This window comes from Pseudomonas sp. NPDC088429, assembly GCF_044753305.1.
GTDB classification, from domain to species: Bacteria; Pseudomonadota; Gammaproteobacteria; order Pseudomonadales; family Pseudomonadaceae; genus Aquipseudomonas; species Aquipseudomonas rustica.
This window is the reverse complement of record NZ_JBIVMX010000010.1, coordinates 1-17,581: the sequence shown is the minus strand read 5'-3', so window position 1 is coordinate 17,581 and position 17,581 is coordinate 1. Positions and strand designations below refer to the sequence as shown.

Genomic DNA, 17,581 nt, shown 5'->3' with positions numbered 1-17,581 from the left:
CATCAATTCTGGCTCTATGCCGCTGTTTATAACGAAAATGAAGAGGTTGGTTATTAAATGTCTTGAATATCAAATGTGCCCTTAAGCTCGATTTTTTCGTTGGGGTCTTGTGTGCCAATCAGTTTGATATGAAACGCGCCTGTGACTCTAGAAAGACTTGTTTCAGTTAACGTTAAGTCACCTTGGATGACAATGAATCGTGTGTTGATGATCCCTGGGCCTGGAAGCTGGCTCGTGAGTCGTCCTCCTGTAAAATGCCCTTTGTCAAATTGATATTCGCCTGGTGGAGTGCCTTTTTTAAATGTCAGTAGAAGTTCGCGTGCACCTTGGCGCCCGGTCACGTTGTCGCTGCTGTAAGTCACTGTATCGCTGGTCAAGTACGGCTTGCTGTCGTGTGTGGTAATAGCTTTAAAGTGGCCAGTCAACGACGTGGTAGAGATTTCAGTAGAGTTGCTCATGTCTATTCCTTTACGTAATGAATATATTGAGCCGCTTCTAAAAGCAGCCGTTCGATAGTATCGATATTTTTATTCGGTGATCTACTGTCAGAGTTGACAGTAGACTCTTGGACGTTTTTCTGAGTTGCTCAGTGTTATATCGATTTCTGTGGAGCGCATTTGCCCTCAGCGAATTCTTACTGGCCAACGCCTGCGAATCCCTCGCCTCGGCCACCGTCATGCTCGGCGACTTCGCAGCCTTGCTCGAAGGCACGCATCGCAAGACCCTGCTGGGTATTGCGCAAGTGGTCATGCTCGGTGAATTGGCGGTAAACAAGGCACTGGATAACGTCGATCCCGCTGCCTAACCCCTGTAGGAGTGAGCCTGCTCGCGATGGCTATAAGTCAGGCGATGAGAATTTTGCCTGTGCTGATTTGTTCGCGAGTAGGCTCACTCTCACAGTGTCTCGATATGCCGCAGATTGAGTGACATTTAATACGTTGCGGTCAGACTTTTCCGCGAAGATAGAGGGCGCGCTAAGGATTTTTTACCAAAAAGATGCAATAGGCGTTTGATATCGAAAAGATTTAAGATTTGCCACGAATGAATTTTATGATGCTCCCGAAAAACGTTTGTTTTTCGATAGGTGAGGCAGCTTTCTGAAGTGCTTCTTTAGTTCGCGCTTCAGTTAACTTTAATAAGGGATAAACGGCTAGCGTGTCTGCATTCGTGATTTGATGATATTCAAGATTAATATTGCCAGACCTCCGTTGAGTGCGGTGCTCGTGTTTCGCAAAAACAGGTACGTTCTTAAGCTGACTTAGTGATTTTTCTTCGGTGATATTCGGAAATCTCAGTGGGTAATAGAAGTGATCCTTTGTCCCTGCGGCTAAATGAGATAGCTCGTGAATAAACGTTCTGCTTCGTCCGACAATATCCTCCTTCATGAAGCGATCAAGGACATAGACTCGTCGATTCGGGTCCTCTCTGTAGGTGAACGCGTGTGTTCCCTCCGGATTTGGCTCGCCTCTCAGATAAACGATTTGATCACGCAGGTCGCCTCCTTTTTGATACCGGTACAATTCCTTGAGAATTGACTTGTAGGCATTGGAAGATTTTTTTGCGCTTACGATCAGTGGTACATCATGTGTTCCTGGTGTGTTATTTCCTCTTAAAAAAATTTCGAAATTGTCGAGGTGGCCTGTATCGAGTTCCTCAATGGTCGCCTTTATCAATTCAACGCTCAGTGCCAGGGCCACATCATTCGCCCAAGAAAAATTCAGATCACCTTCCTTCAAGGCTTGCGTTTTGCCGCGGTATCCAATTGTCAGGTTGCCGACATCATTCAGTGCCCTTTTTTCATAACGGTCTTCTTTGCCTCTATATTTCAATCCCTGAAAATCATATCCGCTGGAAGGATTGTTCGTCGCAAACACATAAAGGTTGAGTCCATCAACCGTCCCTGCTGGATCCGGATTTGGCCAGCGCTGCAACCACGGGATGTAATACCTGAACCCATAATAATAAAGCCCCGTCGCATCCCGCTCTTGCCCCGAATAACGCACGGTTTTGTAACCCGCTTCGATTTCGCTGCGCCCGGCAAACCATGCGGTCGTACCGAAAGGGTGATAGCGCTCCTGGCTGATGATGTCGCCTGAGCTGTCCAATTCGAGCGCGCAGGAACCAAGATGATCATTGAGGCTGTAGCGGTATTGATCGTTGGCGATGTCTTTCGGCGGCTCGGATTCCCAATGCAAAACGCGCACGCTGCTACGCCCGGTCTGAACGGTGATTACCTGCAACGCTTCCCCCGTTCCGCTGTGGGTGCGCAGTTCCAGACCTGGCAGATAACGAACTTCCGAAATCAGCGTTCGGGCGTTGGTCTGTGTAGAGCGCACTTTACGAACGCGCATACCGTCGGCGCCGTAAACGTAACGCTCACGGTCATTCGCCACGGGTCTGACTTCGCGCAATTGGTTGCTCAGATCCCAACGCAAAACCTGCCCCGGTTGAAGGTTGAGCAAATTGCCGTTGGCATCGAAGCTTTTGCGAAAGTCCTCGTCGCTCGGTTCCAAACCATTGAGCACCGGCAAACACCGATTGCTCTGCGCAGCCGCCGCCAGTCGATGACCGTGACTTTGCGGCCCGTCATGCGTCAGTTCCAGCAAGTTACCGCCATGGTCATAGCGGTAGGTTTGCGAATAATTGGAACACGATGCCGGATCGTCAAACCGCGAAAATGCCGGGCCTTGATTAGAACCGCCAGCCTCCCATCCCGTCGCTTTGATCAACTGATAGAGGCTGTCGTAAACGTAGCGATTAACCGGCTCAACCCGCTGATTAGCAAAGTAGCGAACGGGCAGGGCGGCGTCTTCGATGCTGAGCACGTTGCAGACCGGGTCGTAAACGTAACGCAAATCTTGCAGAGCGTCGCTGCCACGTTTGCTTTGAAGCCGGTTCAGACGACCATCCTCAGCGGCGTATTCCAGCGAGGTGATCACGCCATTGCCGGCCGTTTCCCGCTCAGTCTGACCGAGGGCGTTGTACTGGATTGCGCTGGCCAGCACCTTCGGCGCGACGTCCTTCGCCAATTGCAGACGAACCTCGCGCAACTGGCCGGCGAGGGTCTGGCTGAAAAACTGTCGATTACCTCTGGCGTCAGTTTGTTCGATGACTTCGCTCAGTGCATTGAACCGCGAACGGCTTGTGGCCTCGGTGCCGGGCTCAAGCAAAGCCTCACGCTCAGGCACTGGCTCAGGCCAGTCGTGCACTTCAAGTGCGAGCAGATAATGCCGGGTTAACATCAGAACTTCACCCGCCAAGCCGAACTGTTCGAATCGCAGAACTCCAGCCGACTCATCGTGGCGGATTAACTGCCCGCACTGGTTTCTCTCGGAAAATGCTGAATCAGCCCAGCCATATTCGTAGCGTTCGGTGCACAACAACGCATCATCATTCGCCTGCTCAAATACCGCGATCGGGCGAAGAAGGTTGTCGTATCCCGCTTGACGCTGACTTCCCCTTGCATCGCATCCCCAAATACTCTGATCCGCCGCCCCGAAAAGATCGACACGCCATCCGGCATCAACACTGACGGTGCTCAACGCCTTTCCGGACAGCGAATACGTCGACACCAGGTTGGCAGGTGCAGCAGGATCCGTCATCAAACGTGGATCCTGCTGGGCCGTTATCCTTCCCGCCGCATCACGCTGTTGAACGGTTTTCCTTGCCTCATACTTGCTGAGATCTTGCTGCCAATAGGCAATCTGCCGCACCACCATGCCACGGCTGTCGATGGCTGTGCAGTTGGGGGTTAACGAATCGACGCTCATGCGCGTCGCTGGCGAAATGCGCATTTGTCGTTATCGCCTGAGAAATCCGGCCGTTATTTTCGGAAGTGGTACATGCGTAGGCTCATGCGTCACCGTGGCGCCAAGCCTACCCGGCACTTTCAAGTCATCTTTATTTGTAGAACCAAACATAACGTCCTTCAATGGCATGTCTTTGTTGGCTTTATTCAAGCTTTTAATCGTCATGAAGGTGCGGGCGACCTGCAAAATCGGAATTGCCTCTTTTCCAGGCTGATTGCGAAAGTTTTCTCTCACTTCGGGACGGGTAAGAGGGTGAAGAACAACACCACTGACAAACGCTCTGTGGGTAGTGGAGTCTGGTTGACTCATGGATATTTTCTGCACGGCCAATAACTGGTGATTCGCAAAATCTGGTTTTACACGCTGTACCAGCGCGAAAAAACGGTCTTTATTCGTGCTTGAAGCCGCCGCGCTATCACCTTGGTAGGCCTCTTTAGCAAAATCATGCATACGCTCTGCATGTTTTGCGGCTGCCATCATCGATTCGTGCAGCGGGGACTTGCTTTTACCACTGCTGCATTCAATGCGCGCCAGTTCCTCGTACTTCTTCTTAAATCCGGCCAGCGTCTCGATTACCTGTTCGCCTGCCAATGAAGACTCTGCTGCGCCGACTTCCAAAACTTCATAGTCAAATGTTTCGGAGTAACGACCAGTCGCTTTGTTAAAACGTTGCAATGTTGTCGCTGTCAGTCCTTTGTCCAGCGCGTGTTTGGCCCAACCTTGAGCCGAGAGGTCAAGACTGTGGAATGTTGCACCGAAGAAGTCTTCACCCTGCAAACCCCGACGATCGCGAAGTCTCACTGGATTATTTCGCACCATCACATAGAAATTCAGACCATCACTCGATCCCGCGGGATCCGGATTCAGCCAACGTTGCATCCACGGCGCGTAATACCTGAAACCATAATAATAAAGTCCCGTGGCATCTCGCTCTTGCCCCGAATAACGCACGGTTTTGTAACCCGCTTCGATTTCGCTGCGCCCGGCAAACCATGCGGTCGTGCCAAACGGGTGATAGCGCTCCTGGCTGATGATGTCGCCTGAGCTGTCCAGCTCGAGCGCACAGGAACCGAGATGGTCATTAAGGCTGTAACGATATTGATCGTTGGCGATGTCTTTCGGCGGCTCGGATTCCCAATGTAAAACCCGCACGCTGCTTCGTCCGGCTTGAACGGTGATCACCTGCAACGCTTCCCCCGTTCCGCTGTGGGTGCGCAGTTCCAGACCTGGCAGATAACGAACTTCCGAAATCAGCGTTCGGGCGTTGGTCTGTGTAGAGCGCACTTTACGAACGCGCATACCGTCGGCGCCGTAAACGTAACGCTCACGGTCATTCGCCACGGGGCTGACTTCGCGCAATTGGTTACGCAGATCCCAACGCAAAACCTGCCCCGGTTGAAGGTTGAGCAAATTGCCGTTGGCATCGAAACTTTTTCGCAAGTCCTCTTCGCTCGGTTCCAAACCATTGAGCACCGGCAAACACCGATTGCTCTGTGCAGCCGCCACCAGTCGATGACCGTGACTTTGCGAACCGTCATGAGTCAACTCCAGCAAATTACCGCCACGGTCATAGCGGTAGGATTGCGAATAGTTGGCGCACGACGCCGGATCGTCAAACCGCGAAAATGCCGGGCCTTGATTAGAACCGCCAGCCTCCCATCCCGTCGCTTTGACCAACTGATAGAGGCTGTCGTAAACGTAGCGATTAACCGGTTCAACCCGCTGATTAGCACAGTAGCGAACGGGCAGAGCGGCGTCTTCGATGCTGAGCACGTTGCCTACCGGGTCGTAGCCATAGCGCAAATCTTGCAGAGTGTCGTTGCCACGTTTGGCCTGAAGTCGTGTCAGGCGACCACTCTGCGCGGCGTATTCCAGCGAGGTGATCACGCCGTTGCCGGCCGTTTCCCGCACAGTCTGACTGTGGGCGTTGTACTGAATGGCGCTGACCAATACCTTCGGCGCGACGTCCTTTGCCAGTTGCAAACGAATCTCGTGCAACAGGCCGTCGACAGCGTGGCTGATCATCTGCCGGTTACCTTTCGCGTCGGTTTGTTCGATGGCCTCGCCCAGCGGGTTAAACCGTGCGCGGGCCGTGAACCCGGCGCCGGGTTCAAGCAACGTGTCACGCTCGGCAATGGGCTCCGGCCAGTCGGGGGACTCCAGCGTCTGCAAAAAATGGCGTGTCTGCTGTAACACCTCACCCGCCAAACCGAACTGTTCGAACAGCTGTGTACCCGCCGCATCATCGTGGCGAATCAGTTGTCCGCACTGGTTACGCGCGGAACATGCCGGATAGTCGTCGCCATAGTCAAAACGCTCGGTACACAACAACTCGCCATCAACCCCCTGCTCAAACACCGCCAGCGGTCGAACCTGATCGTCATATTCCGTCCTGCGCTGACGCCCCCGACCATCCCATCCCGACACAGTCTGATCGGCCCCACCCAGTAAACTGACTTGCCACCCGGCATCGACGCTGAGACTGCTCAACACTTTCCCCGACAACGAATAGATCGACACAAGATTGGCCGGTGCCGAAGCATCCGCCATCAACCGCGGATCCCGCTGCGCCACCAGACGACCAGCCGCATCATGTTGCTGAGTCGTCACCCGCGCCTCAGGCTCGCTGACATCCTGCCGCCAGTACGCAATCTGCCGCACCGGCAAGCCACGATTGTCATTTACTGCGACGTTTGGGGTAAGTGAACTGACACCCATATAGTCACCCTTATTGAAACGCACTGTCGATTCAAGCTTGCTGCAATTATCAGCAGCATCACCTGCAAAGATATTGAGATCGTCGAGTGCTCTCAAGTGGTTGTCAATTTTGTAAATACCGCAGCTTTGCTTGTTCTTTTTGGTTGCACCTGAAGCGTGTTGATGGTTTGGTAATCACCCAGTGGCTTAACGGTAACAACGAAATCCAGGTCTTTTCCGTTTGCTTCTGTTGTAACCTTCGTCGCGACCATACCGAAATCCTCAATCACTCTTTGAGTTGTTTTGCCGTTGGGTGTTTTGAAGAAGGCATCGAGTAGCTCGGGGGTGCCACTTTGAAGGCCTTCAGTTGTTTTCAATGTCGTGTCATTCTTTACTTTAGATCTTCGAATGGCGCTGGGAAGCTCGCCAAAATTTTTGTTTTTTTCTGAAGCTACTTTGTACTGGTGCCTGAATATATCGTTGGCAAACACATTTCCTGAGTCTTTGAATTTGTAATTCTGTTTGAACTCCCATTCGTGTTTATTAATCATGTTGAAGTACTTGCTGACTTTGCTGCTATCAATGTCCTTTATTTTGGGCTCTGTCATGACAATGGTTTTCAGGATGACTTTGTGTGTGAATGCGTTTGCTACATGTTCGGCCCGACCTTTTGATAGTTCGTCAGCTGCTGACAAGCGCTCTTTCAACCCCTGTACGCGGTAAGATACAAAAAAATTTTCATTCGCCTCAGGTTGTTCGATAATTAGATTGGTATGTGGTGCTAATTGTGCCTCCATACCTTCAGCGTATACCGGGGCCAATCCTAATTTGTCGATAAAGACAAGCGGATTGTTAATGGTCATTTTGTAAAAGTTAAGATCGTCTACGTATCCCGCGGGGTCCGGATTCAGCCAACGTTGCATCCACGGCGCGTAATACCTGAACCCATAATAATAAAGCCCCGTGGCATCTCGCTCTTGCCCCGAATAACGCACGGTTTTGTAACCCGCTTCGATTTCGCTGCGCCCGGCAAACCACGCGGTCGTGCCAAACGGGTGATAGCGCTCCTGGCTGATGATGTCGCCTGAGCTGTCCAGCTCGAGCGCGCAGGAACCGAGATGATCATTGAGGCTGTACCGATATTGATCGTTCGAAATGTCTTTGGGTGGCTCGGACTCCCAATGCAAAACGCGCACGCTGCTACGCCCGGTCTGCACGGTGATTACCTGCAACACTTGCCCCGTGCCGCTGTGGGTGCGCAGTTCCAGACCTGGCAGATAACGAACTTCCGAAATCAGCGTTCGGGCGTTGTTCTGTGTAGAGCGCACTTTACGAACGCGCATACCGTCGGCGCCGTAAACGTAACCCTCACGGTCATTCGCCACGGGTCTGACATCGCGCAATTGGTTACGCAGATCCCAACGCAAAACCTGCCCCGGTTGAAGGTTGAGCAAATTGCCGTTGGCATCGAAGCTTTTGCGAAAGTCCTCGTCGTTCGGTTCCAAACCATTGAGCACCGGCAAACACCGATTGCTCTGCGCAGCCGCCACCAGTCGATGACCGTGACTTTGCGGCCCGTCATGAGTCAACTGCAGCAAATTACCGCCACGGTCATAGCGGTAGTTTTGGGTGTAGTTGGCGCACGACGCCGGATCGTCAAACCGCGAAAATGTCGGGCCTTGATTAGAACAGCCAGCCTCCCATCCCGTCGCGTTGATCAACTGATAGAGGCTGTCGTAAACGTAGCGATTAACTGGTTCAATCCGCTGATTAGCAAAGTAGCGAACGGGCAGGGCGGCGTCTTCAATGCTGAGCACGTTGCCTACCGGGTCGTAGACGTAACGCAAATCTTGCAGAGCGTCGCTGCCACGTTTGGCCTGCAACCGCGAAAGCCGACCGTCGTCAGCGGCGTATTCCAGCGAGGTGATCACGCCGTTGCCGGCCGTTTCCCGCTCAGTCTGACCGTGGGCGTTGTACTGAATGGCGCTGACCAATACCTTCGGCGCGACGTCCTTCGCGAGTTGCAAACGAACCTCGTGCAACAGGCCGTCGACAGCGTGGCTGATCATCTGCCGGTTACCTTTGGCGTCGGTTTGTTCGATGGCCTCGCCCAGCGGGTTAAATCGTGTGCGGGCCGTGAACCCGGCACCGGGCTCAAGCAACGTGTCTCGCTCGGAAACGGACGCCGGCCAGTCGGGTGATTCCAGCGTCTGCAAAAAATGACGTGTCTGCTGTAAAACTTCACCCGCCAAACCGAACTGCTCGAACAATTGCGTACCTGAGGGATCGTCGTGGCGAATCAGTTGCCCGCACTGGTTTCGCGCGGAAAATGCCGGATTGTCGCCGCCATAGGCAAAACGCTCGGCACACAAATAACCAGCATCAACTGCGTGCTCAAACGCCGCGATTGGCCGGATTTGGTCGTCATACTCCGTCCAGCGCTGACTCCCCCGACCATCCCATCCCAACAACGCTTGATCCGCTTCACCCGACAAGCTGAGCCGCCAGCCGGCATCCACACTGACCGTGCTCAATACCTTCCCGGACAGCGAATAAATCGACACAAGATTCGCCGGCGCCGAAGCATCCGCCAGCAACCGCGGATCCTGCTGCGCCACCAGGCGACCAGCAGCGTCATGCTGCTGAATCGTGGCTCGCGCTTCACGCTGGCTGACATCCTGCCGCCAATAGGCAATCTGCCGTACTGGCAAACCACGGCTATCGGTGGCAGTGAGATTCGGGGTAAATGCATCAATCCCTGAACTCATATGAATGGAAACTTCTTGCGCGGTTGTTCCGGCGGCGGCTCAAACAGATCGTTTTCATCAAACGCCACGTTGCACCAGATCCAGTACCACGTCTCCCGACGTAACGGCTTCATTTGCGGCGGATTACCCTGGAGCATGTTTTTCGCCAGTATGGTTTCGGTCGGGCGACCGGCCGCATCGTAAAACTGCTGATCATGGAAGGCATGCACGCGCATTGAATGATCGTTGATGTAGCGCGGTTGATCGGCAAAGTAGGGTCGGTAGATGCGTACTTTTTCGCCCTTGTTGTTGTACTCGACCGGCTCGCTGACACGCCAGCGGCGTGGCACATCGGCCTCGACAGGCTTGCCGTCGGAGTCGAGGATTAATTCGCCGTTTTCCCCGACCTGCCACGACTTGCCTGGCTCGACTTCCTGTTTGGTTTGCAGCGACCGACCGAAGCCGTCCCAGCAGGCGATGCTGACCCGCACTTGCATCTCCGGATCACCGGGGTAGCGGTCAGCCAACATCGCGACGGCATGGATCGGTTCGCGGTGGGCCGCGTCGAGTTGTTCCTTGAGGATTTTCTCGTTCGCGTCTGGGGTTTGCACGGCGGCAAGATGCTGCCGCGCTCTGTCGCAGAAGTGGCCGCCGGGCAGGATGAATCCTTCACGTCTGGCCCATGCCTGCCATTCAGGGGAGGGCGGTGAGGTGCGTGAGACATGGCCCATCCAGCTGAAAGGATCGCTGAAGCTGACACTGGCGAAATTGCCGATGGCTTTTTTCGGGTCGGCAATGGCAATCGCCGGGTGGCGGTCGGCAGGCGGGACGTAGGTTTCCAGTCGATCAAAACCCACCGGCAGGCCTAATTCCGTGCCGTGGAAACTGGTGACCAACACTTGGCCTAATGCGTCGTAACGCGCCTCCTGAATATTGCAGTTGGCGTCTTCGATGGCGGCCGGCAGAAAGCTCCGGTAATCCACATCGAGCGTGCGGGTCGTGCAGCCATCGGGCAGGGTGACGGCATTGGTCAGGCACCAATAGTCGTCGTAAAAGACCTGGGTCTCACCGTGGCTAAGGGTTTCGCGATACTTCTGGATGTTAAAAAAACCATCCAGCGCGTGATAGGTGGGGAAGCCTTTACGCACCGACCACAGGTAATTTTTTGCATCGTCCGGATCGGTCGGTGGGGTGTTTTTCACTTCAGGCAGGAACAGATCCATGATGTGGTAACCGACTTCCGGTGACTCGAGTTTTTCTTTCAGGTTGAAGGGCATGTTGCCCTCGGCGTCCTTGAGTTTGTCGTAGGCGCTGAGGGCGATGGCATCCAGCTCCGCCGTTTCTATGTACGCGGGCAAACCTTCGAACGTCGCTTGGCCGGGTGCAAGGGGCTGGTTGTTGGCGGGGTTCATGTAGAGCTGCATCGACAAGCCTGTGAGCACGGATTGTTTCGCCCACGCGCCGTCGTCGACGCTTTGTCGCAGAAAATACTCATGGGTGATGTTGGCGGCGGTGAGCGCCGGCTTGTCGAGCACCAGTGCGTTGCCGCGCGCCTGATAGGGCAGGCCAAGGCGCCAGGCTTCTGGATTTGGCAGGTGAAGGTGCAGCGCTTTGGTTTGCGTCAGGTACCACTTTTGTTGGGCATCGTCGTGGGCATCCTTCCACCAGGTTTGGTGATATTCGTCGCTGAACGGCGGTGTATCGCTCAAGGTTTTGCGCCGGGCGTAGTGCACGGTAAAGCCATGAATGACGCTGCCGTATTCATCCCATTCCAGGTTCAGTGTGTGCTGACATAGCGGGTCATCGGCGATGTCTGGCTCGTATTGATAACTGATCGATTCCAGGTCAAGCGGCTGCACCACCGCGTAAGGATTGTGCTCACCTTTGGGCCGCAACACGCGCACGGCGACGCGGCTTTCCTGAACTGCGTAAGGCACGGCAGTGGCGGGATCGTCGTCTGCGGCGTAGACCTCCGAGCGCAGGACTCTGCCGCTCAGGCAGCGGGCAATTTCGCGCTGGAGGTCTTCGTCTGGTGACTCGATGGGTTGCGCCGCGTGATCGTGTAACAGCGTGGGTTGCAGGGCCACCGCAGACGGGTCGCCCGTGTAATAACCGTCGCGGGAAGGGTCGATATCCTCGCCGGTGTGGAACCAGGTTTTGCTCAGGATCGGTGCGGTGAAACCGGTTCTCGCGCGTTCGGCTTGCGTCGCTTCGGTATCGGTCTGCGTGAGCAGGCGAAAGCCACGGAACTCGCGCTCGAAGCGGTCGTAATAACCGCCGCGATAACTCAAGCCCTGCGTCAGCGTGTTGCCGGTGATGTCGTCGTGTTGGGTTTGCTGCTTGACCACATGCAGCGCCATGGGCAATTGGGAGATCGGGTTTTCGATGCCCGCCGCGTGTTGCTGGTCTTTTTCATCCAGCCATTCCTGCGCCGAACTGCGGTAGGTGACGCCGCTGCTGGAACCCATGTTGTTGCAGGTGCGGTTGACCAGATACGGCTTGGCTTTGACGAAATCGTAGCGCCAGTGTCGAGGGGCCATGTACGGCACCGTGACGATCAGGCTTGAGCAACCCAGCCCTTGCAGGTCGGCGGTGCTGACCTGGGTAAGTCGGTCGTAAAGCACGCCTTCGGGCCACGGCAGGTCGATACTGCTTTGCTCGAATCCACTACCGGCGTGGTTCATGAACACACGCAGACGCTTGGGTTCCAGGTAGAGCAGATCCGCCGCGCCGGAGCCGTCGAGATCGGCCAACAGAACCTGTGCCGCATTGAACTCGCTGTAGGTGAACGGCAGCGCGCACAGCACAAACCCTTTGCCGAAGCGCCCGCGCCCCAGATTCGGCCAGACTTTGACTTCGTTGTGGCGGATGCGCACCAGATGCTGCTGGCCACTGCCGAGCAGGTCGGCGAACGCGACCACTTCGGTTTGCGTATGCAGCAATGACGGCAGCTCATCGTCGTCACCGTCGGGCAATTTATAACGATGAGGCACGTCGACGCCGTCGGCGAACCCGTGCTCGCGGCGATTGGCATACAGACGCACGCTGTTGGTGCCGATCAGTGCGAGGTCGCTGAGGCCGTCGCCGACCAGATCAGTCAGGCGTGACATTGAATGCAGGAATTCGTTGGGGAACGCCTTGAAGGGAACGTAGTTTGACCAGTCGCGATCCGGGCCAAGGGTGAAAAAGCCGTGCATACCGGGCATGGCGATCACCCAGTCGAGCTTGCCGTCGCCCGTCAGGTCGGTCAGCGATTGGTGAATCGCTTTGCTGCTGTCGGCCACCGGAATGTTTTCGAGCCGTTTCCAGTCGCTGTAGCAGACGTCGTCGCCGCCACTGTCGCAGCGCAATGGTTCGCGGTAATACCACGCTTGATCATAACGACACAGCACCCCCGGCAGGCCTTCGCCATACAAGTCGACCAGTTGATAGAACTGGCCGTCATTGAGTCCGGGCATGTCGGGAAACTGTGTCCAGCCCGGATGTTTGGGGTCGAGCTCGCAAGCGTTGTAGCCGAACTCCATGGGCGGGCGACTTTCGACCTGACCGAGTGCGTCATACGCTTGAATGTGCGCGGCGGTCAGATGGTTGTAGCCGAGCGGGTTGGCCCGGTGCTCCAGCAACAGGCGCTGCACCAGCACGGGCGTATCGCCGAGTTCCTTGGGGAAGTGATGAAACATCAGCACTTGCCGGCACAGGCGCTGGGTGCCCAGTTCAAAGCCGTAGCTGTAATGCCAGAAGGGATCGCTGCGTACAGGCCACGACTGTGTTTCTGCGTAGGTGGGGGCGGTTTCCAGGGTAGTGCTGCGTTCGCCGTAATCGAACAGTAAATGGAAGTGCCATTGCTCGGCTTTCCAGCTGTCGGTGACCCAGGCGTACAGGTGCGGATGGGCCTTGGCGTTGCCGTAATACACGCATTTGAGGTAGCGCTGCGCACGGTAGTCGCGCAGTTGCGGCGGGGCGGGGGCGTCAGTTTCCGCTTTGTATTGGTAGACGATGTGCTCGCCGCGCGTGTTGAGGCTTTCGTCGATCATCCACGCGCCGACGCGCAATGGATCGGCCGGGTCGGCTCGGCGTGAGTCGGGAGTTTTGCCGTAGATATGCAGGCTGCCATCGGCACCGTGAATCAAAAAGAATCCACTTGCGTCGGTGGCGGTTGACCAGTGCTCGATGAGGCTGAAAGCCCCTTCAACTCTCGGCCAATAGCGCACTACCTGATGCTGTACGCCCAGATCGGTGCCGTTGTAGCGCGTGACGTTTCTGGAGATAACGCTGCCGTCGTCGTCACTGCGCTCGGGCATCCACACATCGCCGCCGGGGCCGGTGACAATATCGTTGCCGGTGTAGGCTGGAACCCCCTTGGTTGTGCGCAAGGTGATGGCGTTGGCCGTCAGGTGCCAGCCGATGCCGAACGGGCTGTTGCCGACATCACTGCTGTAACCCAGCCCCAGCGCCGGGGCAAAACCTCGGCCGGGGGAAATCGGCAGGGGCAATTCAAGCGATGCCGCGCCGGTGGTGCCGACGCCGCCCCAACCCTTGCCGATGCTTTGAATGGCTCCGCCCATTTTGGGCAGGGAGGGAGTGTTGATCTGCATCGTTGACTGTTGCTGCGGTTGCTCACTCATAGCGAACCGCCGTTGCGTCTGGCCGTGAAACGTATGTAAGCGATGATGGAGGTGGCGACGGCCATATCAGTGAATCTCCCTGCCAGATGGGTGGCATCAAAGGATGCCCGGCGGGTTAACGCTAGCGGTAAAGACTGGCGGTGTAACCTGTCAGACCTGACAGGGTGGTGCAGTTTTCTTAGATCAAATTCGCTCAACAGATAACCGATTTATCGCCAAAACTTGTAGGAGCTGCCGCAGGCTGCGATCTTTTGGTTGTGTCTTTCAAAATCAAAAGATCGCAGCCTGCGCCGGCTCCTACAGGTTTTTCGTGTTTCACAGAGTAAAAAAAGGCGCCCCGAAGGACGCCAAAAAATTCACCTCTTTCCAAAGGAGCAAGGAGCTTCTAAAGGTGAATCTGATCGCTCATGAAATTCACAGAATCGCCAGCGGGTATTCGACGATCACCCGCACTTCTTCCAGATCGGACTCGAACGCTGTGGCGCGGGTCGTGGCCTGACGCAAACGCAGTGACAGGTCTTTCATCGAGCCGCTTTGCACCACGTATTTGACTTCAACATCGCGCTCCCAACGCTTCTGATCGGTGAGCGGATTACCCTCCGCGTCGCGGCGCATGTACACAGCGTTGGCGTTGGAATAATCAGCATCGGTGCCGCGACCATAACGGGTCATGAACGACAGACCCGGCACGCCGTACGGGGTCATGTCGAGGTCATAGCGCACCATCCAGGAACGTTCTTTGGGCGAGTTGAAATCGCTGTACTGGATGGAGTTATCGAGGAAGATCGAGTCGGACTGGCGCAGGTAATCGAAGTCGTCGTTGCCGTTGTTGCGCTGGTGGGAGAGGGCGACAGAGTGGGCGCCGAGTTTGACGCCGACGCGGCCGCTCCAGATGTTGTTGTTGAATTTGCCGAGGAGTTGTTTGCCCTCGTCGACGGCCTTGTAATAGTTGAGGTCGCCGAACAATGACAGGTCATCTGCCAATGGATACGTCCATGCGGTGCCGGCGTAGTACTGATTCCAGGCGTCCTTGAGACGGCTGGAATACAGGCTGAACGTGAGGTTCTTGTTCAGCGCGTAATCGCCGCCGCCGTAGGCGATCCACGGGGAATTGACCGGGCCGGCGTAGAAGGTCGCGAAGTTATCGTTGAGGTCGCTGGAGGTCGGTTGGCTCATTGCATGCAGTCGACCGCCCTGTACCGACAGGCCTTCGATACTGGTGTTGATGGCTGTCACGCCTTTGAAGCTCTCGGGCAGCAATCGCGAGTCACCAGCGGCGACCACCGGGGTGGCAGGGAACACATCGCCGACCCGTACGATCGTATCGAACGCGCGCACTTTGGCGGCGCCGCCGAATTTGGTGTACTCGTCCTGCGCCTGGCCATCGCTGTTGACCGGCAACACATCGAAGGAGCTATGAGCGCCGTTACGGCCGTCACCGGTGTCGAGTTTCAGGCCGATCATGGCAAACGCATCAACACCGAAGCCGACAGTGCCTTGAGTGAATCCGGATTCGAACTTGCTGATTACTGCGTGCGCCCAGGCTTCGGAATAGCCATTGCCGGTAGGGCTGGACTGGCCGTTGCGGTGATCACGATTGAAGTAGTAATTGCGGTTGAGGAGGGTGAGGCTGCTGCCTTCGATAAAGCCTTCGGCTTTTTCCTCCGCCACTACCATGGATGATCCGGCGCTGATCGCCACCGTTAAAGCGGCCATCGATATTTTTGTAGGGTTAAGCATCAGTCACTCCTGGAGTTCGGCAGAACGGGAACGTGCTTCGGCGTGAGTTTTATTGTTCGACGGGCGAGGGCCCGCCGGCATGGTCGCCGGGTGACATCGTTGCAAGCTGCGGATAACGCCAAGGTGATGAGGGAATTACAATTTCGTCATGTGGACTGGGAGGTTTCGTCTAGCTCAAGGTTGCGAGTTGATCGATGGTTTGCGGAAAGCGCTCAACCAGTCGGATGAGGGTGGTGGCTTGGGCGTTAGGTGTCGCGCGTCCTTGTTCCCAGTTTTCGAGCGTGCGGGTGTTAGTGCGCAGATACATCGCGAATACTGATCGGGAAAGGTTGAGTTGTTGACGGATGGCGACGACCTCTTCAGCCGTAATCGGTACCAGTTTCGGCAGCTGAACTTTGTGGGTGTGTAGCGTTATTTTGCCTTGGCGCTCGTCAGCAAGGGCTTCCAGGCCGTCCATCAATTCAGAAAAAATGTCACGTTTCATAGTGGGTTCTCGTGTTGAGTTCTTTATCCAGCGTTTGTCTGAAAAGTTTTTTCTGGGCAGGCGTCAGATTGTCCTGTTCGTTCTTGCTGTAAACGGTGAAAAGCCAAAACTGGTCGTAACCGGACCACCAGTAATAGATCACCCGCAAACCACCACGCTTGCCTTTGTTTCTGCGCTGGTCGGAAAAACGAATTTTGCGCAGCCCTCCGGTTTCTTCTATGAGGTCGCCTGCTTCCGGGTTTTTCAGCAATTCCAACTGGAAGCTGCGAAACAGCTCATCGTCCAGATAATCGTCTCGATGCTTCTGAAACGCAGGTAGTTCGATAAAAAGAGCATCCATGTTCTGTACGTTGCCTGCGTATAGTGTTGTCTCGATAATCGAATAGGTCAAGGCCTGCTGGCCTTGCTCTTCGCCCCTTTTTCAACGGTAGACGTCGGTCGTAAAATCACCTGTAGGACGAGTAGACGGGAGAGGTAGGATCGTTCGACTGATCTGTGAAGAGCCTTCGCAACTCACGTGTCAGAACAATTCGCAGCAGTGTCCAGCACCGAATAGCGATAGCGGCGGGGTGTCAGGCTGTGAAGAGGTTGAATGTGCCGATGCCTTCGCGAGCAGGCTCACTCCTACAATGATCCGGGATGGCCGCAGAATTTATGCACGACACATAACCCGTAGGAGCAGAGCTTGCTCGCGAAAGCAGTGGGTCAGGCAATGAAAATGTTGAATGTGCCGACGCCTTCGCGAGCAGGCTCACTCCCACAATGATCCGAGATGGCCGCAGAATTTATGCACGACACATGACCTGTAGGAGTGAGCCTGCTCGCGAAAGCGGTGGGTCAGGCAATGAAGATGTTGAATGTGCCGACGCCTTCGCGAGCAGGCTCACTCCTACAATGATCCGGGATGGCCACAGAATTTGTGCACCACACATAACCTGTGGGAGCGAGCCTGCTCGCGAAAGCGGTGGGTCAGGCAATGAAAATGTTGAATGGGCCGACGCCTTCGCGAGCAGTCTCACTCCTACAATGATCCGGGATAACCGCAGAATTTGTGCACGACACATAACCCGTAGGAGCAGAGCTTGCTCGCGAAAGCGGTGGGGCAGGCAATGAAGATGTTGAATGTGCCGACGCCTTCGCGGGCAAGCCCAGCTCCCACAATCATCCGGGATAACCGCAGAATTTGTGCACGACACATAACCTGTGGGAGCAGAGCCTGCTCGCGAAAGCGGTAGGTCAAGCAATGAAGATGTTGAATGGGCCGACGCCTTCGCGAGCAAGCCCGCTTGTATGGTAGGACTCGAAGGGGTGGGTGGGACCAAAAGCCAGCTTCTGACTGTTAGCCCAGTCTGTGGGAGACATCGGCCCCACCCCTTCCACCAACGCGCCGATAAAGAATGCTTCGTTCTCTTCAGCGACGATAGAAACAAGCCTGCGCCTCTTGGTGAAACCCTTCGAGTGGAAAAACCTTACAGCGGG

General features: G+C 55.3%; 9 protein-coding genes and 1 pseudogene. 1 reads left to right on the top strand and 9 read right to left on the bottom strand.

The features are described from left to right. Nucleotides 1-53 precede the first annotated feature (53 nt). A complete protein-coding gene (locus ACIP66_RS08215) occupies nt 54-458 on the bottom strand; it encodes a hypothetical protein (protein ID WP_400647002.1) in 405 nt (134 codons plus the stop codon). 167 nt (nt 459-625) lie between these two features. Here ACIP66_RS08215 and ACIP66_RS08210 point away from each other — a divergent pair. Beyond that, a pseudogene (locus ACIP66_RS08210) lies at nt 626-805 on the top strand (DUF6124 family protein); the annotation flags it as partial. Between the two features lie 220 nt (nt 806-1,025). Here ACIP66_RS08210 and ACIP66_RS08205 read toward each other — a convergent pair. The 8 genes from ACIP66_RS08205 to ACIP66_RS08170 form a co-directional block, all read right to left on the bottom strand. After that, nucleotides 1,026-3,794, bottom strand: a complete 2,769-nt coding sequence (locus ACIP66_RS08205; RefSeq protein WP_400647000.1) for an RHS repeat-associated core domain-containing protein — start codon at nt 3,792-3,794, stop codon at nt 1,026-1,028. Between the two features lie 6 nt (nt 3,795-3,800). After that, entirely contained in the window at nt 3,801-6,623 is a 2,823-nt protein-coding gene (locus ACIP66_RS08200; RefSeq protein ID WP_400646997.1) for an RHS repeat-associated core domain-containing protein, read from the bottom strand. Continuing rightward, nucleotides 6,620-9,274, bottom strand: a complete 2,655-nt coding sequence (locus ACIP66_RS08195; protein WP_400646995.1) for an RHS repeat-associated core domain-containing protein — start codon at nt 9,272-9,274, stop codon at nt 6,620-6,622. Before ACIP66_RS08195 ends, ACIP66_RS08200 begins: the two co-directional genes overlap by 4 nt. Then, on the bottom strand, nt 9,271-13,878 hold the full coding sequence (locus ACIP66_RS08190) for a SpvB/TcaC N-terminal domain-containing protein (protein WP_400646992.1): 4,608 nt from the start codon (nt 13,876-13,878) through the stop codon (nt 9,271-9,273). The genes ACIP66_RS08195 and ACIP66_RS08190 overlap by 4 nt, the downstream gene beginning before the upstream one ends. Nucleotides 13,879-14,292: 414 nt before the next feature. Further along, nucleotides 14,293-15,618, bottom strand: coding sequence for an OprD family porin (locus ACIP66_RS08185; RefSeq protein WP_400646990.1), 1,326 nt, complete (start codon nt 15,616-15,618; stop codon nt 14,293-14,295). 169 nt (nt 15,619-15,787) lie between these two features. Next, on the bottom strand, nt 15,788-16,102 hold the full coding sequence (locus tag ACIP66_RS08180; protein ID WP_282357488.1) for a DNA-binding transcriptional regulator: 315 nt from the start codon (nt 16,100-16,102) through the stop codon (nt 15,788-15,790). After that, on the bottom strand, nt 16,092-16,442 hold the full coding sequence (locus ACIP66_RS08175; RefSeq protein WP_400646987.1) for a toxin: 351 nt from the start codon (nt 16,440-16,442) through the stop codon (nt 16,092-16,094). Before ACIP66_RS08175 ends, ACIP66_RS08180 begins: the two co-directional genes overlap by 11 nt. Nucleotides 16,443-17,338: 896 nt before the next feature. Next, on the bottom strand, nt 17,339-17,581 hold a 243-nt coding region (locus ACIP66_RS08170), incomplete at its 5' end, for a hypothetical protein (protein WP_400646984.1).

What these genes read in the sequence shown, in the direction of transcription:
- ACIP66_RS08215 (WP_400647002.1), bottom strand. Translation starts at nt 458, where the DNA reads ATGAGCAACTCTACTGAAATCTCTACCACGTCGTTGACTGGCCACTTT.
- ACIP66_RS08205 (WP_400647000.1), bottom strand. Translation starts at nt 3,794, where the DNA reads ATGCGCATTTCGCCAGCGACGCGCATGAGCGTCGATTCGTTAACCCCC.
- ACIP66_RS08195 (WP_400646995.1), bottom strand. Translation starts at nt 9,274, where the DNA reads ATGAGTTCAGGGATTGATGCATTTACCCCGAATCTCACTGCCACCGAT.
- ACIP66_RS08190 (WP_400646992.1), bottom strand. Translation starts at nt 13,878, where the DNA reads ATGAGTGAGCAACCGCAGCAACAGTCAACGATGCAGATCAACACTCCC.
- ACIP66_RS08185 (WP_400646990.1), bottom strand. Translation starts at nt 15,618, where the DNA reads ATGCTTAACCCTACAAAAATATCGATGGCCGCTTTAACGGTGGCGATC.
- ACIP66_RS08180 (WP_282357488.1), bottom strand. Translation starts at nt 16,102, where the DNA reads ATGAAACGTGACATTTTTTCTGAATTGATGGACGGCCTGGAAGCCCTT.
- ACIP66_RS08175 (WP_400646987.1), bottom strand. Translation starts at nt 16,442, where the DNA reads ATGGATGCTCTTTTTATCGAACTACCTGCGTTTCAGAAGCATCGAGAC.